The organism is Streptomyces globosus (assembly GCF_003325375.1).
Classification (GTDB): domain Bacteria; phylum Actinomycetota; class Actinomycetes; order Streptomycetales; family Streptomycetaceae; genus Streptomyces; species Streptomyces globosus_A.
In genome coordinates this window covers 3,034,295-3,054,490 of sequence record NZ_CP030862.1, presented here as the reverse complement: position 1 = coordinate 3,054,490, position 20,196 = coordinate 3,034,295, and the positions used below count along the sequence as shown (strand labels likewise).

Annotated in this window: 15 protein-coding genes; 7 read left to right on the top strand and 8 right to left on the bottom strand. The window is 75.7% G+C overall.

What is annotated here, in order from left to right:
* Positions 1-670 precede the first annotated feature (670 nt).
* Positions 671-1,405, bottom strand: coding sequence for a hypothetical protein (locus C0216_RS35210; protein WP_342777105.1), 735 nt, complete (start codon positions 1,403-1,405; stop codon positions 671-673).
* Between the two features lie 10 nt (positions 1,406-1,415).
* On the opposite strand from C0216_RS35210, the gene C0216_RS35205 reads away from it, so the two are divergent.
* Entirely contained in the window at positions 1,416-2,360 is a 945-nt protein-coding gene (locus tag C0216_RS35205) for a hypothetical protein (RefSeq protein ID WP_342777104.1), read from the top strand.
* A gap of 85 nt (positions 2,361-2,445) precedes the next feature.
* Here C0216_RS35205 and C0216_RS13210 read toward each other — a convergent pair whose 3' ends face one another.
* Entirely contained in the window at positions 2,446-2,661 is a 216-nt protein-coding gene (locus C0216_RS13210) for a hypothetical protein (protein WP_114055466.1), read from the bottom strand.
* Positions 2,662-2,878: 217 nt separating this feature from the next.
* On the opposite strand from C0216_RS13210, the gene C0216_RS13205 reads away from it, so the two are divergent.
* A complete protein-coding gene (locus C0216_RS13205) occupies positions 2,879-3,700 on the top strand; it encodes a peptidoglycan recognition protein family protein (RefSeq protein WP_114055465.1) in 822 nt (273 codons plus the stop codon).
* A 97-nt stretch (positions 3,701-3,797) separates the two neighbouring features.
* Here C0216_RS13205 and C0216_RS13200 read toward each other — a convergent pair whose 3' ends face one another.
* The 5 genes from C0216_RS13200 to C0216_RS13180 all read right to left on the bottom strand — a co-directional run bounded on the left by C0216_RS13200 (position 3,798) and on the right by C0216_RS13180 (position 14,227).
* The gene (locus C0216_RS13200; RefSeq protein WP_114055464.1) at positions 3,798-4,748 is read right to left on the bottom strand and encodes an AEC family transporter; all 951 of its coding nucleotides are present in this window, start codon (positions 4,746-4,748) and stop codon (positions 3,798-3,800) included.
* Between the two features lie 39 nt (positions 4,749-4,787).
* Positions 4,788-7,115 carry a TIR domain-containing protein gene (locus C0216_RS13195; protein ID WP_114055463.1) on the bottom strand — a complete coding sequence of 776 codons (2,328 nt, stop codon included), beginning with the start codon at positions 7,113-7,115 and terminating at the stop codon, positions 4,788-4,790.
* Between the two features lie 118 nt (positions 7,116-7,233).
* Complete coding sequence (locus C0216_RS33445; protein WP_162793191.1) at positions 7,234-8,283, bottom strand: toll/interleukin-1 receptor domain-containing protein; 1,050 nt, start codon at positions 8,281-8,283, stop codon at positions 7,234-7,236.
* Positions 8,280-10,253, bottom strand: a complete 1,974-nt coding sequence (locus C0216_RS13185; RefSeq protein ID WP_114055462.1) for a GTPase — start codon at positions 10,251-10,253, stop codon at positions 8,280-8,282. The genes C0216_RS33445 and C0216_RS13185 overlap by 4 nt, the downstream gene beginning before the upstream one ends.
* Positions 10,250-14,227 (bottom strand): GTPase, encoded by a 3,978-nt coding sequence (locus C0216_RS13180; RefSeq protein ID WP_114055461.1) that lies wholly within the window; start codon positions 14,225-14,227, stop codon positions 10,250-10,252. Before C0216_RS13180 ends, C0216_RS13185 begins: the two co-directional genes overlap by 4 nt.
* A 578-nt stretch (positions 14,228-14,805) precedes the next feature.
* Here C0216_RS13180 and C0216_RS13175 point away from each other — a divergent pair.
* Both C0216_RS13175 and C0216_RS13170 read left to right on the top strand, forming a co-directional pair.
* Positions 14,806-15,771 carry an ion transporter gene (locus C0216_RS13175; protein WP_428985424.1) on the top strand — a complete coding sequence of 322 codons (966 nt, stop codon included), beginning with the start codon at positions 14,806-14,808 and terminating at the stop codon, positions 15,769-15,771.
* A gap of 199 nt (positions 15,772-15,970) precedes the next feature.
* Positions 15,971-17,020 carry a PI-PLC domain-containing protein gene (locus tag C0216_RS13170; protein ID WP_162793190.1) on the top strand — a complete coding sequence of 350 codons (1,050 nt, stop codon included), beginning with the start codon at positions 15,971-15,973 and terminating at the stop codon, positions 17,018-17,020.
* A 52-nt stretch (positions 17,021-17,072) separates the two neighbouring features.
* Here C0216_RS13170 and C0216_RS13165 read toward each other — a convergent pair whose 3' ends face one another.
* Positions 17,073-18,218: a LuxR family transcriptional regulator gene (locus tag C0216_RS13165; RefSeq protein WP_114055459.1), complete on the bottom strand. Its 1,146-nt coding sequence runs from the start codon at positions 18,216-18,218 to the stop codon at positions 17,073-17,075.
* Between the two features lie 397 nt (positions 18,219-18,615).
* Between C0216_RS13165 and C0216_RS13155 the strand changes: the two genes are divergently transcribed.
* From C0216_RS13155 to C0216_RS13145, 3 genes are all read left to right on the top strand, one after another.
* Complete coding sequence (locus C0216_RS13155) at positions 18,616-18,810, top strand: hypothetical protein (RefSeq protein WP_114055457.1); 195 nt, start codon at positions 18,616-18,618, stop codon at positions 18,808-18,810.
* A gap of 285 nt (positions 18,811-19,095) precedes the next feature.
* A complete protein-coding gene (locus tag C0216_RS13150) occupies positions 19,096-19,620 on the top strand; it encodes a stress protein (protein WP_114055456.1) in 525 nt (174 codons plus the stop codon).
* A 65-nt stretch (positions 19,621-19,685) separates the two neighbouring features.
* Entirely contained in the window at positions 19,686-20,195 is a 510-nt protein-coding gene (locus tag C0216_RS13145) for a stress protein (RefSeq protein WP_114055455.1), read from the top strand.
* Position 20,196 lies beyond the last annotated feature (1 nt).

Sequence of the window (20,196 nt, the reverse complement as noted above, 5' to 3'; positions counted from 1 at the left end):
GGCGCGGGCCGAAGAACTCGCCATGCTGATCATCGTGGCGTGCAGGCCGGACGAGATCCCGGCCGACGCCGCGTTCCTGCGCGCGCTCATGGCGCGCCGCGGCACCCGCCCGCACGAGCTGGCGCCGCTGACGACCGGCGCTGTGGCGCGCATCGTGCGCGACGCCCTCGGCTCCGGCGCGGACGACATGTTCTGCCGCGAATGCTGGGCGATCACCGCGGGAAACCCCTTCGAGGTCGTCGAGTTGGCCATGAAGGGCCGCGACCAGGGGCTCAAGCCGAACCAGGACAACATCCCGGAGCTGCGCGACCTCGCGTCCGCCGTCAAGGGCAGCGGCCTCATCGACCGCCTGGAGCAGCTCGGCCCCTCCACGGTCCGGCTCGCCTGGGCCGCCGCGGTACTGGGCAACGCGGTGCCGACGGGCACCGTCGCAAGCGTCGCCGCCCTCGGCGAGGCGCAGGCCTCCGAGGCCATCTCGCAGCTGCGGGCCGCCCGCATCCTGACCGTCCTGACCGGACTGCGCACCAAGGAGGTCGTGGAGTTCTACCACCCGCTCATCGCGACGGCCGTCTACCGGTCGATCCCGCCCGGCGTGCGGGTCGGCATGCACGGCATGGCCGCCCAGGCCCTCATCGACGGCGGGCACGGCGCATCCGCCGCCGCGCGGCATTTACTGGAGATGCACCCCGAGGGCGACCCGTGGGTCGTACAGCAGCTGCGCCAGGCCGCCAACGAGAGCTTCGCCGCCGGTGCGCCCGACGCGGCACGCCGCTACCTGGCGCGGGCGCTGCGCGAACCCCCGGAGCCGGAGGACCGGGCGCAGGTGCTGTTCGAGCTCGGCGCCGCGAACCTCCTGCACGACCCGATGACCACCATCAACCAGCTGCGGACGGCACTGGAGGAGCCGAAGACCGAGCCGGCGCTGCGCGAGGCGATCACGTACCGCCTTGCCCAGGCTCTGGCGCACACGGGCCGGCTGGCGGAGGCCGTCGGACTGCTGGACGACGAGGCGCGCAGGTCCACCAGTGCCCGGACCAGGCTGCGCATGCAGGCCGAGCAGTTCAAGTGGAACTCGGTCCGCGGCGACGAGGAGAACTCGCCCGCCCGGTCGCGGCTGCTCGCCCAGTTCGCCAAGCGGCTCGTCGGCCGCGGTCTGGCCGAGCGGCACATCCTGGGCCTGCGCGCCTGGGACGCCGCCATGCGCGGCGAACCCGTGGGCACCGCCGTCGACTTCGCGGAGCAGGCGCTCGACGGCGGCATGAGCTGGACCGACCAGGACTTCGGCTTCGAGGTGCCGGTCGTCGTCGCGATCACCCTCATGTACTGCGACCAGCCGGGCCGGGCGGAGGAGCTCTTCAACACCGGCATCCTGGAGTTCGAGGCCAAGGGCTGGCGCGGCACGCACCTGTCCTTACGTGTACACGCTGCTCGGCTACGTCCGCTACCGGCGCGGCCGGCTCGCCGAGGCGGAGGACTTCGTCCGCAACGGCCTGGAGATCGCCAACCGCATCGGGCAGGACAACCCGGCCCAGTGGTACGCGGTCGGCACGCTGGTCGAGACGCTCCTCGCCCGCGGCAACCTGGCCGAGGCGCAGAAGGTGGCGCGCGACTACCGGCTCGGCGAGGGCTTCCCGCAGGCCATCGTCTACCCGGACCCGCAGACCGTGTTCGGCAGGCTGCTGCTGGCGCAGGGGCGTGTGGACGAGGCCGAGCGGCAGCTCACGGAAGCGGGCCGGCGCCTGGACCTGCGCGGTACGCGGAACCCGTCGTGGAGTTCGTGGCAGCTCGACCTGGCGCTGGCTCAGGCCACGCACGACACCGGACTGGCGCGGGCCACCGCGGAAGAGGCCGTGGCCCGGGCGCGTGCCTTCGGGGCGGCGAGCATCATCGGGCAGGCGCTGCGCGTCCAGGCGGCCACCGTGGAGCCGGCGCAGGCGGCCGTACTGCTGGAGGAGGCGGTGGCCCATCTGGAGCAGTCGCCGGCGGCGTGCGAGTTCGCGCATGCGCTCGTCGACCACGGCACGGTGCTGCAGACGATGGGCGATCCGCACCGGGCCGCGCAGCAGCTGTACCGGGGCATGGAGGTTGCCACCGCATGCGGTGCGGACACCCTCACGGACCGGGCGCGCGGCCTGCTGGCCGCGGCCGGCCTGCGCCCGCGCCGTCTGCACACCTCCGAGCAGGACACGCTGACGGTGGCGGAGGCAGAGGCCGCGCGGCATGCGGCGCTGGGCCTCGACAACGCGGCGATCGGCAAGGAGATGCGCATGGACCCCGCGGTCGTCGGCGAGTTGCTGTCGGCGGTGTTCACCAAGCTGGGGACCAACCGGACGGGGTTGGGCCGGGCCCTCGGCATGTGACGGGCGGGCGCCCGCCTCGCGCGCCCCGCGCGGCCCCGGAGGGGGCGGCGCGGGGCGCGTCCGCGTCCGGCCGGTGCCGAGGACGCTACCGGGGGCGGCGCTCCATCACGCGCCGGGCCGCCTCGCTCTCGGCCGCCGCGGGAGACAGCTCGTCGAGGGTGTCGATGTCGGTGTCCGACTCCAGTTCCTCCTCCCAGGCGGCGGCGAGCCGTTCCTGCTCCTTGCGGGGCTCGCCGGCGACGGCGTCCCGGTGGGCCGGGTCGAGGGCGGCCAGGAAGCGTCCGACGGCGTCCAGGGGCATCCCGTACTCCTTGTGTGGCGTGGCGGTGGCGGGCGGGCCTGGGGCGGCCCCCGCCCAGGATGGGGAGGGCGGGCAGGCTCGGTGCGCCGGACACGGCCCGCGCCCACCCGGATGGCGGCCGCGCGCCCACCCGGCGGCGGCGCGCGCGGTGTGTCTGCGCGCCCCGTACGCCCGGGGCCCCTTCAATGGGCAGCCTCCGATTGGAAACGGGCACGGTATGACCTCTTCCGCGCAGCAGCAGGCACCGGCGGCAGCCCCGTCGCACACCAGGCGGTCCGTGTTCACGGGCGCGCTGGCCCTGGCGGCGGGCGCCGCCCTCCCCTCCTTCGCCGCCGGACGGGCGTTCGCCGCCGACGCGGCCGCTCCGGTCATCGCGAGCTGCGCCACCTGGGGGGCGCGGCCTTCGTCGGAGCCGGTCGTGGTCCTCGCCAACCGCCCTCAGCGGATCATCGTCCACCACACGGCGACGGCGAACGTCACCGACTACTCGCAGCAGCGGGCCTTCGCCCTGGCGAGGGCGATCCAGACGTACCACATGGACGCGCAGGGCTGGATCGACACCGGGCAGCACTTCACCGTGAGCCGGGGCGCGTTCGTGATGGAGGGGCGGCACAGCAGCCTCGCCGAGCTGCGCGGAGGCGCCCGCCAGGTCCGTGCGGCGCACTGCGTCGGCCAGAACACGGTGTCGATCGGCATCGAGAACGAGGGCACCTACACCTCGGAGGAGCCGCCGGCCGCGCAGTACGCGGCGCTGGCGGACCTGTGCGCGTACGTCTGCACCCAGTACAGGCTGCCCGCCACCGCCATCTACGGGCACCGGGACTTCAACGCGACGTCCTGCCCCGGCGACCGGCTGTACGCACTGCTGCCGGCGCTGCGCCGGGACGTGGCGGAACGGCTGGGGGCGTCCGCTTCCGGTGCCGGGACGGTGCCGGCCCCCGATCCCGTCCGCGATCCGATCCGGGACCTCCTCGACCAGGCCGCCTCCGGCCCGCTGGCGGCCCTGCCGGAGTACCTCCCGGCACACCTGCTGCCGTAGCGGCGGGCCGTGTGCTGTGGCGTGGGGGCGAGCCTGCCGCGTGGCGCAGGCCCGCGGCAGGGCATTTCGCCGCGCTGTACGGCGCGTGCGGTCGTGCTCAGGCCAGGTGTACGGCCCACTGCGTCCACAGCGGGAGCAGGAGCAGGGCGACGACGGAGCTCTTGACGACGAGGGCGGCGGACAGGTCGACGCCGACGTCGTAGCGCTGGGCGAAGATGAAGAGGTTCTGCGGTGCGGGCATCGCTGCGATCAGGACGAGGTGGCCGAGCCACTCCCCCTCGACGCCGAACAGGTGGCGGCAGACGGCGTACGTGATCAGGGGCATGGCGGCGCACTTGAACGCGATGACCGCCATCTCCTCGCGGGTGGTGCCGCGGATCTTCAGGCCGCTGCCGCCCAGGTGCAGTCCGAGGGCGAACAGGGCGACGGGCGAGGCGCTGTCGCCGACGAACGCGAACGCGTCGAGGACCACGCCGGGCACGGTGACGGGCAGCAGGCCCAGCAGGATGCCCGCGTTGCAGGCGATGACCACGGGCGTCAGCAGCGAGGCGGAGACCGCCGATCCGAGCCGGCGGGCCGGGCTGCCGACGCGGCCCGGGCGGCCCCACTCCATGATCGAGATGATGACCAGGGAGAAGACGCACACCTGGAACAGCAGCACGGGGAAGATGGGTGCGGCGTTCCCGAACAGCATGATGAAGACGGGCACGGAGAAGTAGGCCGTGTTGACCTGGACGCCGGCCATGATGCGCAGCGCCGCGCCGCGCGGGTCGCGCACGCCGGCCGTCCAGGCGACGACGCCGACGAGGACGGCCCCGGTGCAGGCCGCGGCCGCGTAGCCGGTGACGGCACGCCAGTCGAACAGGGCGCCGAGGTCGCTGCGGTGGATGTTGCCGAAGAGGAAGCAGGGGACGGCGAAGAGGAAGGCGTAGTCCGCGAAGGCCTTCGAGCTCTCCGCCGGTACGACCTTCCGCCGCGCGAGGAGGACCCCGCAGCCGAAGGCCAGCACCACCGGTACCAGCTTCTCCAGTGCCTGTGCCGCTCCCATCCGCGCGCCCCCGCTCTCCTACTCCCCCGGACTGCCCGGTCAGGGCAGTTCGGCCAGGAGCGCGGCCGCGGCCCTGCTCCAGCTGAACCGGGCCGCCAGGTGCTCGCGCAGCTCCGCCGCCCGCGCGAAGGCGGCCGCCCGGTCCCGCAGGAGGAACTCGACGGCGTGGCTCCACCGCTCCGCGTCCTGGTCGTCACCGCGGGTCTCCACCACATACTGCTCGGCCTCCGCCACGCCCAGCGTCTCGCGCAGCAGCAGGCCGAGCCCGCTCGCGTCGCTGACCAGGACGGGGGTGCCCGCGGCGATCGCCTCGACCGCGGAGAGCCCGAACCCCTCCCGCCGGGACGGCAGCAGGACCAGGCTGGCGTGGTGCAGGTCGGCCCGCAGGGTCTCGGGGTCGGTCCGGAAGGGCTTGGGGACGATGTTCAGGTCCCCGCTGCCCGCGTACGCCATCAGCCGCTCCCGGAGCGCGCCGCCGTCCTCACCGTCGGGTACGCCGCGTACGGCCAGGTCGACGCCGCGGAAGCGGTGGGCGCGCCGGACGAGCCGCCCCATCGCCTCGGCGGCCGTGTCGAGGCCCTTGATCAGGACGTCCTCGGCCCGTCCGAAGACGAGGACTTCGGGGTCGCCCTCGGGGACGGCGCGCGGCTCGGCGGAGGACGGTTCGAAGCCGGGGTCGACGCGCAGCAGGCGGGTGCCGCCCGTGGGGACGGTGAAGTGCTTGGCGTACTTGCTGTAGAGGAGGGGGCCGAGGACGACGGGCCGGTGCGCGGTGGCGCCGAGGAGGCGCTCGGTGGTGCTGCGGTCGTCGGCGCGGCGGGCCGGGTCGTCGGCGCGGTCCTCCTTCAGCCATTCGATCTGGTCGGGGACCATGTGGATGACGTGGATCCGCCGGGCCTGCGGGTAGTGGTCCTCCGCCAGGAGCTGGGCTGCCGGGCCGGTGACGCGGCCGTGGCCGATGACCAGGTCCGGCGGGCCGGGCAGGGCGGGGCCCGGCTTGCGCAGCAGGGAGCGCTCGCCGGTCCACAGCGGGGGGCGTTCTGCCTCGACGAGGGTCACCCCGGCGGCCGAGGCAGCGGCGGCCTCCTCCTTGTCGAAGGCGGGTACCAGGCAGTACACGTCGGCGCCGGCTACGGACAGGGCCCGGCACATCCGCCGGTTGAAGGTGCTGAGGCCGCCGCGCGAGGACGACCACTCGGTCGCCACTGCGAGGACGCGCGGCCGGGGCCGGCTTCGGGCCCCTGCCGGGCCGGGCGGGGACTGCGCCGGACGGTGCCCGGTGGCCGGGTCCTCGGGCTGCTCCGGCCGGCCGGGCTGCACGTTCCGCCGTACTGCGGCCGGGTCCGTCCAGTCTCCGGCGGCGGGGAGCAGCAGCAGGTGCCCCGGCTCCGGCGGCAGCAGGTCTGCCAGGGATTCCGGGGGGCCGGCGTCGGCGAGGACGACGAGCCACCTGGGGCGGGTGGCGAGGTCGGCGAACAGGGCTTCGAGCAGCCGGTCGCGGTCGGGCCGGAGGGGGCTTCCGGGCGCGGCGGCGATGCCGAGGCGGCCGGCGAGGTCGGCGTACCCGGCGCGGACCGCCGCGCGGTCGGCGGCGCCGATCCACCACACGAGGTCGTACTGGCCCCTGAAGCGCTGCGCGTACTCCTGGGCGACCTCGTGCGCGCCGACCCCGTCGAGGCCGTGCAGCGCCGGGACGGCCGCCACGGAGGACGCGAGGAGTTGGAGGCGGATCTGCTGGATGAGGGCCTCGCGGCCCTGGACGCCGGGGTGGCGGCCGGGGATGTTCCACAGGGCGGGCCGGTCGGCGCTGCCGGGCAACCGGGGTGCGGCGGGGCCCGCTGCGGCGGAGGGCGCGGGCCGGCCGACCGGGCCGGCGCCGGGTTGCGGCGCGGAGGCGGGGGCGGGGGCGGTCCGGTCGTCCGTCCCGGCCGTCGCGCCGGCGTTGCGCACCGCGTCGGCGAGGCGGGCGATCACCTCGGACTCGCTGTGCAGGCCGTGCAGGACCAGCCGCGGGAGCGGGGCGAGGGCGGGCGGCACGGGCCCGGTCAGCGGTTTGATCTGCACCGGCAGCAGTCGGCCGGGGGAGAGCAGGCGGATCGCCGGGGCGCGCAGCGCGTGCTCCCATTCCCGGCCGGCGTAAGGGGAGTCGAGGTATTGGGGGGACAGCAGCATGACGACGAGGTCGTAGCCGGGGCGCTCGCCGAGGCCGGCGCCGACGCGCTCCTCGAAGCGCTCGCCCATCCGCCAGTCCCAGAGGTCGAGGTCGACCTCGTGGCCCTCCTGCTCCAGCACCCAGGCGATCCATTCCGCCCAGGGCAGGTCCGGTCCGGCATGGCTGACGAAGATCCGCTTCCGTGCGTACGGCAACCTGCCGCCCCCTCCCCCGGCGGGCCCGCGCCCGCCGGGGCCAGCCTAGTGCTGTGGCCGGGAAGGCGAGCGGCCCCCGGGGCGGATCTGCAGCGATTCGGCGGTTTCTGAGTGGGCGTCAGGTGATCCACCGGGCGAGGAGGGGGCTGACGTCCGCCACCAGGGTCCGCCCGCCGGCCCCGCGGAGCAGGCGCAGGTGCCCGGCCTCCGCCAGGTCGGCCAGGAGCCGGTCCGCGACGAGGACCGGGGCATCGGCCGTCTCCGCCAGCTCGGCAGTGTCCCGGCCCGTCGACCGGTGCCCGGGCGGCCGGTTCAGCAGCGCGGCGATGACCCGGCGCTTGGCGTCCTCCAGATCGGGTACCGCGCCCGGGGCGCCGAGCCGGTAGCCGTGCGGGGTCAGCGTGCACCACGCCACGGTCCCTCCTCCGCGGGCGGCCGTGATCAGCCCCGCCGCTTCGAGCGACCGCAGCGCCCCGGCCAGTGCGTCGCCGGCCAGGCCGTCCCGTTCGGCCGCCTCCCGCACCCCCGCCCACGGGAGCGGGCCGGGCACGCCCCGGGCCAGGGCCTCGCGCAGGGCGTGGTGCAGCAGGGCGAGGTCGGGGGCGGCGACACCGGGGAAGGGGGGCCGGCGGCGGGGCGGCCCGCCCGTACGGGCCGGTGCCGGGGAGGGCCGGTCCGCCGCCGCAGCCGCGGCAGCGGTGCGCGCGCCGGTGGCCGCGTACCCGGGCGGGGGTGCGACGGGCGGCCGCGGGTCGGCGCCGTGGACGGTGTCGGCGATGGCGGCGGCGGCCGCGGCCGCCGCGGCGGCGGTGCGGTCGGCCCGCAGGGGCACGAGGTGCCGCAGGGCCGGCGGGGTCCGCATGCCGTCGAGGAGGACGGGGATGAGGCGGCGCCCGTCCTCGATGCGGCGGACGGTGGCCCCGTCGAGCTGGTCCGCGAGCCAGGGGTCCTTCGTCCAGCGGTCGGAGAGGACGAGGACGAAGCAGTCGGCGGTGTCCATGCCCCGGTCGAAGACGGTGTGCGCGAGGCGGTCTCCGAGGCGGACCTCCCAGAACTCCACCCACGCCTGGACGCCGAGCGCGGCGAGCGCGCGGGCCAGCGGTTCGACGAAGGCCTCCCGGTCGGCGGAGGCGTGGCCGACGAAGACGCGCGGCGGCTGCGGCGTCACAGCGGGAGCTCCCCGAGGACCTGCTCCAGGGTGGCGACGGCACCGCGGAGCCGGTCGTGCTCCGCGCGGAGCGGATCCACGAGGGCGTCCGCCGGGATGCGGGCGCGGATCGCCGTGCGCGTGGCGGCGACCAGGCGCAGCCAGTCCTCCTCGCAGCCGGCGGCGATGCGCTCGGTGAGGTCGTCGATGGCTGCCCGGCGCCGGGCGGCCCGCCGGGCGGCCTCGCGCGCGGTGTCGGCGGCCTGCTTCCGCGTGCGGTGTTCGAGGTGGTACCAGGCGGCGAAGACCAGTGCCTCCTCCACCAGTGCGACCACGGCCTCGGCGGCATGCCCCGGGTGTGCGCCGCCGCCTGCCGCGTCGGCCGCCGGGCCGCCGGGGTAGCCGTACGCGTCCGCGGCGTACGGGTCCGGGCCGTACGCGTCGGAGGCGTACGCGGCACCGTCCCCGCCGGGCTGGTCGGCTGCGGCCCCGTCGTCCGCCGCGGGGTCGGAGTCCGCCTGCCAGGCGCCGGGGTCCGGAGCGGTGCCGGCGGGCGGCGGGGCGGCCTGGCCGGGCGCGGGGGTGTCGGCGTCCCGGGCGGCGTCGGCGGTGAAGTCCGCGAGTGCCCGGCGCGTCTCCTCGGCGTGCCCGGCGTGGTGTTCGCGCAGGCGCCGGCGCGTCTCGTGCCGGACGGCCATGGCCAGCGGGCCGAGCCCCAGCCACACGGCCGCCGTCGGGGTGACGGCGGGGGCGGTCGGGTCCGGTGCCTCCGCCGCGCCGGACCGGAGCAGTTCGACGACCTCGTCGACGTACGTGGCGAAGGCCTCGCTGCCGGGTGCGGCGGCCGCGGCGGCGGTCTCGGCGCGTGCGGCGAAGGCCAGGCGGCGCACCTCCTCGGCCGCGGCGGCCCGCCAGGCCCCGGTTGCGGTGGCGAGCCGGGTCTCGGCCCGCCGCCGCAGAGCCTCGTCGCCCTCGGCGGGAGGGGCGGCGTCGACGAGCCGGGCGAGCTCCTCCCGGAGGAGGGCGCGCAGGCGGGCCGATGCGGCCGCGCAGGCGGCGTCGAGCCGGGCCTCGAAGAGGAGGGCCCGGTCGCGCCGGCGGCCGGCCCCGGCCAGGGCGGCCTCCGACTCGGCGAGCTCCGCGCGCCCGGCCTCCAGGGCCGCGGCGGCGTGCCGGGTCCAGAACCGGGTGCGGGTGTGGGCGCGCAGTTCGGCGGTCCGGCCGGCGAGGGCGTGCAGGGCGGCCCGCAGTGCGGCGATGCCGTCCCACTCGTCGCCGAGCAGGTAGTGCTCCGGGCGGAGTTCGCCGGCGGGGACGCCGGCGGCCATCTGGTAGGGGTCGGCCGCCACGACGTGCGCGGCGGGCGCGCTCCGCTCCCCGGTGTGCGGAGCGAGCTGGGCGTGCAGGGCGCGCCGGGACTCCCGTACCAGCTCGTGGAACTCCTCGGTGCCCGGGTCGGCACCCCACCGGTCGGCCATGGTCACGACCGGCAGGAGGGCTCCGGCGGGGAACGGCCGGGGGCGGTCGGCGTGGAAGTGGGTGCCGGTCGCGACGGCCAGCAGGTGCGGCCGGTCCGCGGCGAGGCCCCGGCGGTTGAGCACCAGCAGGAGCGCGTCGGCCTCGGCCAGGGCGGCCTGCGCGCGCTCGGTGTGCTGGGGGTCGCCTGCCATGAGGCCCGGGGTGTCGACGAAGCGCAGGCCGCCGGACTCGACGGCGTCCGCCGCGAAGGTCTCCTTGCGGGCGCTGACAGCGGCCCAGGCGGGCACGGTGGTGCCGTCCTCGGTGAGGAGGCGGCGCAGCAGGCTGGTCTTCCCGGCGTTCTGCGGCCCGTAGAGGACCACGGTGGGGACCGGGCGCTGGGCGATCGCGGCCCAGGAGCCCGCGAGGGCGGCGGCCCCGGCCTGGCCGATGGCCTCCCGGACGGCCGATTCCGCGCGGGAGGCCCAGTCGTGCGGCTCCGGCGCTGCGTGGGCCGCGTGGGCCGCGTTCATCGGCGGCCTCGGGTGGTGCGGTGGGGCATGGGGACTCCCAGGCGTTCGGCCGCGCCGTGCAGGGCGGCGGTGTAGCGGCCCGCGCGGTCGCGGGCGGCCTTGAGCTCGGCGTGGACCTCGGCTTGTCGGGCCGTCAGGTCGGCCGCGGCCTCTTCCAGGCGGGTGCAGAGGGTTCCGACCGCGGCCGCCGAGTCGCGGACGCGGGCGGCCCAGCCCCTGGCGGAGGCGCGCATGATGTCCCGGAGTGCCTCCCGGGCCGCCTCGGTCTTCTGCTCGCGGGTGGCGAGGGAGTTCATGGCGCTGATCGTGCTGACGGCGTTCAGCACCTTGAGGAAGATCCCGGCGTCGGAGGTGAGGTGCAGTGCGGCCTCGATCTGGTCGGGTGCGAGGAGGACGTCGAAGTGCGCGGCGAAGCGCACCACGTCGTCGGGGGAGAGCCTGTCCACGGGGGCGAGGGCCGCGCTCGTCGCGGACAGCAGGTCGCGGGCCTGGGCCCGGAGGGCGTCGGCGGCCATGAAGCGGAGGTCGACGCCGGCGATGCCGTCGGGGAAGGCGAGGGCGAAGCGGGGCGAGCGGGTCCGGCGGTCCAGGGCGGAGGAGACGGTGGCCAGCCAGGTCTGGGCGGTGCGGTCCGCCTCCGCCCGGTAGAGGTCGTACATCGCGGTGAACTCGGCGTCGGCGCCCCAGTTTCCGAGGCGCTCACCGCGGGCCTTGCGGACGACCGGATCGAGGCCGGGCTCCATGGCCTCCATGACCAGGCGGGAGGTGAAGTCGTCGGCGAGCCGGGCGGCGCCGTGGGTCAGCGCCTTCACCATGGCGCGGCCGGTGGCGGCGCCGTGCGAGGCCTCTTGGGCGAGTCGGCCGAGTTCGTCGAGCCGCCGGGCCAGCAGGCGGGCTTCCGCTTCGGCCCCTGCGCGCAGTCCGGCGAGGCGGGCGGCTCCGCCGTGCAGGACGGTGACGTCCGCGGCGTCGGCCTCCAGCGTGAGGCGGAGTTCGCGGACGGCGGCGGCGAAGTCGCGGAAGCCGTCCCAGGATCGGAAGTCGTCGTACGCGCTTCCGTGGTCGGCCCGGATCTGGAAGGGGGCGGCGGCCATCGCGACGATCCGCTCCCGGTAGGGCTGCTGTCCGGGGGCCGGCGGGGCGATCCCCTCCAGCAGGGAGGCGAGGGCGGCTTCGGCCCGCTCGATGCGGGCGGCGAAGTCCGCGCCGAGGTCGGGCCCGCCGACCCGGTCGATCTTGTTGATGACGTAGAGGGCGCGGGCGCTTTTGGGGAAGCGGCCCTCCTCGGGCCGGCCCCGCAGCAGCAGGTCGAGGTCGGCGCGGTCGCCGGCGGCCGCATGGGGCGGGAACAGGTAGAAGACGGCGGCGGAGTCGGCGAGCGCCTCGCGGGCGGCCTGCGTGTGGGGTTCCAGGCCGCTCTGGAAGCCGGGGGTGTCGACGAGGAGCATGCCCTCCCAGGCGTACGCCTCGGCGCGGAAGGTCTCCGGTCCGGCGGAGCTTCGCAGGGATGCGGGCACGGGGCTTCCGGATTCGACGAGCAGGCGGCGGATGAAGGCGGACTTGCCGGTGCTCATGTCTCCGGCCACGGCTATTCGCGGCCGCGGGTCGGCAGCCAGTGCGTCGAGTTCGGCGAGGGCGGGCGCGGCGGAAGCGTCGCCCGCCAGTTCGCGGTGGAGCAATGACAGCCATTGCGCTCCGGATCCGGGCGCGGGCAGGCGGCGGCCGCGGCGCAGGGCCGCCCTGAGGCGGCGGAAGACGCCGGGCCCGAAGCGGGGGGCGGCGCCGGAGCGTCCGCCGGTGCGCGCCGGGGCCGGGGCGGCGAGGTTGTACGGGTCGGTGCACCAGGAGGCGCCGAGCCAGTGCAGGTCGGCGTCGGCCGGATGGGTGATGCCGGCGGCGGCTTCGGCCCGGCCCATCGCCTCCAGCAGGATGTCGGCCGGTTCGCGGGCCGCGGGGAGGGCTGCGGCCGCGTTCTGCACGAGGTCGGCGTCGCGGGCGGCCGCGGCGGCGATCCGGCGGAGCACCACTGCCTGTTCGATGCCGGGTGCGGCCTTGGCGAGGACGGCCGTGCGGATGATCAGCTCGCAGTGGGCGGTCACGTGGGCGCGCAGGGCCTCGATGTGGTCGGCCACGGCGCGCCGGGCGCGGGTGCGCTGGTCGACGCGGGCTGAGTCGCGCCGGATCTGCTCGCGGCGCAGGCCGAACCGGCTCAGCAGCCGTCCGGCGAAGCCGGTGCCGGAGGCGGTGAGGGCCAGGGCGCCGGCCCAGCCGATCGGGTTCCACCAGTTGAGGCCGACGCCGATGGCGAGGGCGGCGCCGAGCAGGCCCGCGGCGGCGCTCCCGTACCCGGCGGCCTTGCCCATCGTGCGCATGCCGGAGGCCGTGCTGCCGTGGACCGCGTCGAGGCGCAGGCCGATTTCGTGCAGGTCGGCGGCGGTGTCGGCGACGGCGAGGTCGATGCGGCGCCGTACGTAGGCGGTGAAGTCGGCGACGGCCGTCCCGACGGCCTCGGTGACCTCGTCGGAACGGACGACGGCGTCGGTGAACTCCTGCGCGGAGAGCTCCACGCGGTTGCGGAAGGCGCGTTCGGCGTGCTCCTCCGCGCGGGTCTCCATGGCGGTGCGCAGGGCGCCGAGGCGGGCGGTCAGCAGGTTGTCGAGGTGGGCGCGGGCCTCGCCGCCGGCGGGTGAGGGGAAGGGGCCGCGCAGGGTTTCGAGTTCGGCGAGCAGGGCGACGGCCCGGCGGTGGGCCGCGGCCTCCCCGTCCCCCGGCTCCGTGTCTTCCCCCGCCTCGTCCTCCCCTGCTTGCCCTTCCCCGGCCTCGTCGTCCTCGGCGGTGCCGCCGGCCCCGTACGGGCGGGCGGTTGCGGTGGCGGTCGGGGGTTCGGGGGTCGGGGCGCCGAGGACCGTGAGGACGGCGGCCAGGCCCATCTCGACGGTCTCGGCGTAAGCCAGGGCCGGTTCCGCCAGCTGCGTGCGGAGTTCCGCGGCGACCCCGGCGAGGGCGCCGGACATCTGGCCCACCAGTCCCCCCAGCCGCAGCTGGGGGGCGTCCTCGACGCGCACCGCCTCGGCGACGAGCCCCTCCAGGACGGGCAGGTTCGACCAGCCCAGCAGGCGTGCCCGGCCGTCCCGGTCGCGCATGCGGCGGACGGCCCGCGCGTCCCACCCCTGGTAGTCGTCGGGCCCGCGGGCCGCCACCGCCCGCTGGGCGCTGAGGGCGACCAGCGGGACCGCGGGCAGCCCGCAGGCGGCGAGCCAGTCGCGGATGTGCGCGGCGTGCTCGGCGACGGTCGCCGAGAGGCGGGCCCGTACGACGCCCTGGCTGACCATGCCGGGGTCGCGCCAGGGCCGTTCCACGCAGTTGAGCACGACCACCGCGGGTTTGCGGTAGGCGAGCACCCAGGCGGCGACCTTCGCGAACTCCCCTTCGAGCTGGCTGCCGTCGTCGAAGCAGAGCAGCACGAGGTCGGCGGCGAGGACGGCCCGGCGGGCCTGCTCCTCCAGTGCGCTGTTGTCGCCGTCGTGGCCCCAGCCGTTGGTGCCGGGGGTGTCGAAGAGGCGCAGCCCCGCCCAGCGGACCTCCTCCACGCGGGTGGTGTGGTCGGTCCTGCCCGGGGAGATCCGGCGGCCGTCGCCGCCCGTGAGCGCCTCGACGAGGGAGCTCTTGCCCACCCCGGTCCGGCCGAAGAGGACGACGTTGAAGGTGTCCATGGCGGACAGGCGGGTTCCGGCCAGTTCACCGAGGAGTTCGGCGGCCCGGGTGCGCAGCCGCCGGTCCTCGGCGAGCAGGTGTGCGTACGGGCTGTCCGGCGCCGGGCCGGGTGCCGGCTGCGGGCCGGGCTCCGGTGCGGGCTCCGGGCCGGGCGCGACGGCGCGGGTCAACTCCTCCGCCATGAGGGCGAGCTGCCGGGCCAGCGGCGCGCTCGCCTCCACCGCCGCGGCCGCGGCCTCCGCCAGACGCGCCTCGTCCATGTCCGCCCCCCGGAATGCACGCGGGCGCACTCGCCGCCGAGGGGTTCCCGGCCGACGGCACGCACGCTGTCTTCGGTGCCCACCGGCGACGGTGCGCAATCCGGCCAAGGGGGCACGGAAGCGGAGGCCGTGCGCGTGGCCGAGGTCGGACGGGGTGTGGCCGACGCGCCGCACCCCACAGGGGGCTCACGGGGCTTCCGCGCGCGCCCCGGCGTGCGCGGGGGCGCGCCGGGTGGCCGCAGCGGACTCACCCGATGGTGTGAGAAAGCCGGTTCAATCCACTCCTGCGGGTGAGCGCACGCGGGCAGAACGCGCCCGGGGTGTCACGATCACCGCCGGTAACGCATCCGCTGCCGCCGCCGCGCCCGCGCCGCCGCCGGGCAGCGGACCGGGTCGGGACGACGGGCAGCCCGGGCCGTGCCGCCGCACGCCCGCAGCCCTCCGGCCGCGCAGCCACCGCGCCCGCCCCCCGGCGCCGCGGCACCGCACCCCGGGCCCCCGCCGGCCGGGCCCTGCGGCCGCGGCCGCCGCCGCACCGCCGCGACCCCCACCCGCTCCCGACCGTTCGAGGACCACGCTTGACTGCCATCGCATCCTCCGCCCCGGCCCGCATCCGCCTGGCCGCACACTGCCGGACCGCCGTGGACTCCCGCGCCTTCGGGATCGGCGTCCTCACGCTGATCCTGTGCAACGCGGTGCTGCTCGGGGCGGAGACCTACAGCGGGTTCGCCGCCGCCCACCGGCCGCTGCTGTCGGGCGCCGAGAACGCCTTCCTGGCGCTGTTCGCCCTGGAGCTCGCCGTACGCGCCGCGGCCTGCGCCGACCGGCCGAAGGCTTTCCTCCGCGACCCGTGGAACCTCTTCGACCTGGCACTGCTCCTGATCGCATGCCTGCCGTTCGTGCGGGAGAACACCAGCCTGCTGCGGCTGCTGCGGCTGACCCGGGTCCTGCGGACGGCCCGCTTCCTGCCGCAGCTGCGGGTCCTGTTCCTCGCGGTGGCCCGCGCCGTCCCCGGCACGCTCAGCTTCCTGTGCATGGGCGCGCTGGTCGTGTACGTGTACGCGATGGTGGGCTGGCTGTGCTTCTCCGCCACGGATCCGGCGCGCTTCGGCTCCGTCGGCCGGGCCTGCCTCACCCTGTTCCTGCTGACGACCATGGACGGCTTCGGGGATGCGGTGCGGTCCGGTCTGGAGCTGTCGCGGCTCACGCTCGTGTACTACGCCTCCTACGTGCTGCTTGCATCGTTCGTACTGGTCAACGTGCTGATCGGGGTGGTGCTGGGATCGCTTGAGGAGGCCCGGGAAGAGGAGCGGCAGGCCCGCCTGGACCTCAAGCAGCGCAGCCGCCCCGAGGAGGACCCGGCCGCGCAGGCGGCCGAGCTGCGGGCCCGCCTGGCGGAGGCCCGGCGGGCCCTGGACGCGCTGGAGGGCGCCCTGTCCGGGGCCGCGGCGCCGCCGGCGGCGGCGCGGTCCGGCCCGCCGTCCCCGGCGGGCGCCCCTGCCCCGGCCCAGCTGACGGCGGCGGGCGGGCGGCCGCCCGCCTGAGCCCCCGTCGCCCCGCTCGCCCACCCGCCCGCGGGCACTGTCTCCCGGCTGGGCGGGCGGGCCTGGCTGGCGGCTGCCGGGTGCGGTGCGCCGGCGGCCGTTCGGCTCGTTCGCCCTGCGAGCCGGGGCCGGCCGTCGGTTCTCGGCCGAACGCGTCCGCGCGGGGGCCGTTCGCAGGGCGACGCGCTACCCTCCGCGCATGATTGACATGGACACGCCTTCCGGGCGGCCGAGCCGCCGCAGAGCCGTCCTGACCGGCCTGCTGTGCCTCCTGCTGCCGGCGCTCCTCGCCGCCGCCCCGCCCGCGCCGGCCGCCCCCGGCCCCGCAGGGCCCCGTACCAGCGCCGACGCGGCGGCCGCCGCCGCGCGCTGGGGCGACCGCCGCCTCGACGAGGCCGCCTTCCTGACCGCCCACAACGCCTTCACCAACTACGAGGACTCCCGCTGGAGTTCGGTGAACCAGTCCGAGTCGGTGCGCGCCCAGCTCGACAACGGCGTCCGCGGCCTGAGCCTGGACACCCACTGGTACGAGCGCAGCACCTGGCTGTGCGCCATCAGCTTCGGCAGCGACTGCTACCCCAGCGACGTCTACCTGTGCCACGGCGGCTGCAAGACCTTCGCCGGCGCCACCTACGCCCTGCCGCGGCAGTCCTTCCACGCAACGATGCAGACGGTGGTGGACTTCCTCGCCGCCCACCCGCAGGAGGTCGTCACCGTCTTCCTGGAGGACTACGTCAGCGCCGAGCAGCTGGGCAGCTCCCTCTCCCGGGTGCGCGGGCTGTCCGAGCTGCTGTTCCAGCCGGACGAGTGGGGCGTGCGGCAGCAGGGCTGGCCGAAGGTCGCCGACCTCGTCACGGCGGACAAGCGCCTGCTGGTGTTCTCCGACCGCTCCGACCGCGAGCACCTGGGCGTCATGTACGACCGGTCGTGGACGGTGAGCAACCACTGGAGCCTCGGCGACCTCGGCAACGACCTCGCATGCGTCACGCGCTGGCCGGACGTACCCCTGGACCGCCGGGAGCCGGGCTTCCGGAGGCTGTTCACGATGAGCCACCACCGCAACGTGCCGACCGTCCTCACCGCGGCCCTGGACAACGGCGCCAAGCTGCGCAACCGCATCGCCGAGCAGTGCCGGCCGGCGGCGGGCGGCCGCGACCCGAACTACGTGTCGGTGGACTTCCACCGCCTGTCGGACGGCACGGGCCACACTCCGGCCTCGATCGTGGCCGAGCTGAACGCCGGCCCCTGAGGTCCGTACCGGGCCGGGGCTCCCCCGCTGCCCCAGGCACGGTGTACGCGCGTCAGCCGCCGGCCGCGGCGTGGCGGGGAGCCCGCTCCGGCGGGGCCGGCTCGGGCACCGCCGGAGCAGGCCCGGCCCCGTCGAGGGCGCCGTGGGAGCGGAGTGCCAGGAGGTAGCCGGCCTGGAAGCGGCTCTCCGCGCCGAGTTCGTCCATCAGCTCCGCGATGTGCCGGCGGCAGGTCCGCAGAAACATCCCGAGCCGCCGGGCGATCTGCTCGTCCTTCGCGCCGTCGGCCAGCCGCGCGGCGATGGTGTCGTGCAGCTGGGCCGAGGTCACCGCCGTGTACGAGGCGCCGTACGGCTCCGCGAGGCTCCAGGCGTGGCCGAAGACCGAGCGGAGGAAGGCGACGGCGGACGGCTCGCGCAGCACCACCGCCGCGTCGGGGTCGTCCCACACCGGCAGGAAGGCGGTGGTGCGGTCGAAGACCAGCATCTTGCCGAACAGCTCCCCGAGGGTGCGGACTTCGGCGCCGGCCGCGGTCACCGCCTGCACGTACTCCTGGGTGCCCGCACTGTAGCGGGAGGTGTGCTGGTACAGGGTGTGCATGCGGACGCCGCGGCGCAGCATCTCCAAATCGCGGGGCAGGGCGCGCTCCAGGTAGCCGGGCGGCCGGCCGCCGCCCGGCTGCACGGTGAGCACCTCCTCGGTGCAGCGGGCCGCCGCATCGGAGATGAGCAGCATGACCCGGTCGCGGGATCCGACGACCTCGACGGCCCCGGTGTCGGCGCTGCGCCGGTACGCCTCCTCGTACAGCGGGATCAGCGAACTCAGCCGGGCCCGGGTGCGTTCGAGGACCTCCAGGCGGCGGCGCAGCGCGTTCTCCTCCGGGCCGACGAGTTCGGCCGTCGCGGTGTAGGGGCTGACGGCGCGCAGCGGCGCGGCCGGGGCGCCGGGATCACGGGCGGCCAGCCGGCTGCAGGTCAGTTCGGCGGCGGCCCGTTCCACCGCGGCCTCGTCCAGCCCGAGTTCGGCGGCCAGGGCCGCGGTCGGCGCCGGGCCGTGCTCCAGCAGCCGCGTGTAGAGCCGGAGTGCCGCGGGGCCGAGGTCGGCGGGTTCGTGCGGCGCCTCCTCCCGGCCGGGGCCGGGGGCCGGCCGTAAGCGGCCCCTCCCCCCGTCAGGCGTCCCCTTTTGCTGGATTCTGTCCAAATTTGCCACCCCTCTCTTTCGTGCCACGCACCTTGCTGAGGGCCGCCCGCCCTGGACCCGGAGTTCTCCCCCGGGTGATTCTTGAGCCGTCGGAAAGGAAAAACGCCGACAGGATTCTCCGCTCGGAATTCACGTCCAGGTCCTCAGGAGTTCAGCATGAAGTTCACCCGGTCCCTCTGTGCGGCGGCGCTGGCCACGGTCATTGCAGGCGGCCTTGCGGCCGCAGCGGTACCCGCCGGCCACACCGGTGCCGATTCGGCGCAGCCGCCGGCCCCCTGCGACAGCCGGCCGGGGGACACCGAGTGGACGAACCCCGCGACCCACTGCCCCCCGGTCCTCTAGAGCCCTTCCGGCCCTACCGGGTTCCGATTCACGCGAAAGCCGTTGGAAAGACCCGATGCCGAACCCCTCTCCCGACCGCCGGGAACCGCGTTTCCCCTGGTGGCCGGCCTTCTCACTGATCTGCGCCGGATCCTGCGCGGTCCTGCTGCTCCGGCGGGCCGCAGGCCCCCCGCCGCCGGCGGGCCGCGCCGGCGGCGACCGCCGCCCCTTCCCGGACGACGCCGCCGCGCACCTCGCCACCTCGTGGTGACGAAAAGCACCCCTTCGCCACACCGGTCCCAAAGGTCCGTCGAGCAAATCAGCCGTGCGGCACTTCACAGGGCCCCGCCGAAGGAGATCGGCCGAAATCGGCCCGGTTTCCCTTCTTTTCCCGGCCGGGCTTCTCCAGCCGCACACGGCCCGGCACGCTGCGCCGCAAATCCTGCTCGCCTGCCGCGGTTTTCACCCGCAGCCCCTCACCTTCGTCCGCCCGGCGGCCCCGCAGCCTCCGTGCGCCCGAAAAATCATCGGAAAACCTGCCAGAAGGAGAAAAACCATGTTCCTCAGCCGCAAGCGCATCGCCCTCGCCTTCGTCAGCTCCGTCGCCGCCGGCGTCCTGCTCCCCGCCACCGCCTCGTACGCCGCCGAGGCGCCCGCGCCCCAGCCCCGGCCGGCCGCGGTGCAGGGGGCCGTCCCGGGCGAGGCCGGGGCCCTCGCGGGGAAGGTCGATGTAGCCTCCGCGGTCCTCGACATCACCCAGAAGATCATGAACATCGTCACCGAGGCGATCGAGCGCAAGCAGAACCGCTCCGGCTACGTGAAGTCCCTGATGGAGGGCGCCTTCTACGAGAGCGGGCAGCGCTACAACGTCATGGTCATCAACGACGCCAACGGGCACACCGCCCACCTGAACGGCATCGTCTACGACGCCAGGGTCAGCGGCATCCACGGCAAGTACCGGGTCATCGTCTTCGAGTCGGGTCAGTTCACCAACCACGGCGACGGCGGCTGGATCAACTGGGCCTTCCGCGGCTGGTTCGACCGCGACGGCGGCCACGTCAACTTCCGCCGCTCCTGGTAACCCCGGCAGCACACACCCCGACCCACGCCTTCGCAACCGGCCCGCACAGACAAGGACTTCCTTCCATGCGCCGCAAGACCACCCTCGCCACGCTCGCCCTCGCCGCCGTCGCCCTGACCGGAGCGGCCTCGCTCCCGGCCCAGGCGGCCGAGCGCCCCGCCGTCACCGCCGCCGCGGCGCCCGACGCCTCCCCCGCCGCGGCGGCGGCCGACAAGAGCGTCAACGTCAACGTCTCCATGGACCAGCTCGGCCGCGGCAAGGCCATCGCCGACGCGCTGCGCAGCATCAAGACCGACGACCGGGGCTCCTTCGTCCAGCAGGCGGTGGACAAGGCCTTCGACGCGGCCGGCGGCCGCCACAACGTGATGCTGTTCAACCTGAGCCACAACTACGACGACCGCTTCAGCGGCACCCGGGTCTACGCCAACGTGCAGTGGGGGAACATCCACTACGGCCTGTGGATCTTCGAGTCGGGCCAGTTCACCAACCAGGGCGACGGCGGCTGGATCAACTGGGGCTTCCGCGGCTGGTTCGACCGCGACGGCGGCCACATCAACTTCCGCCGCTCCTGGTAGC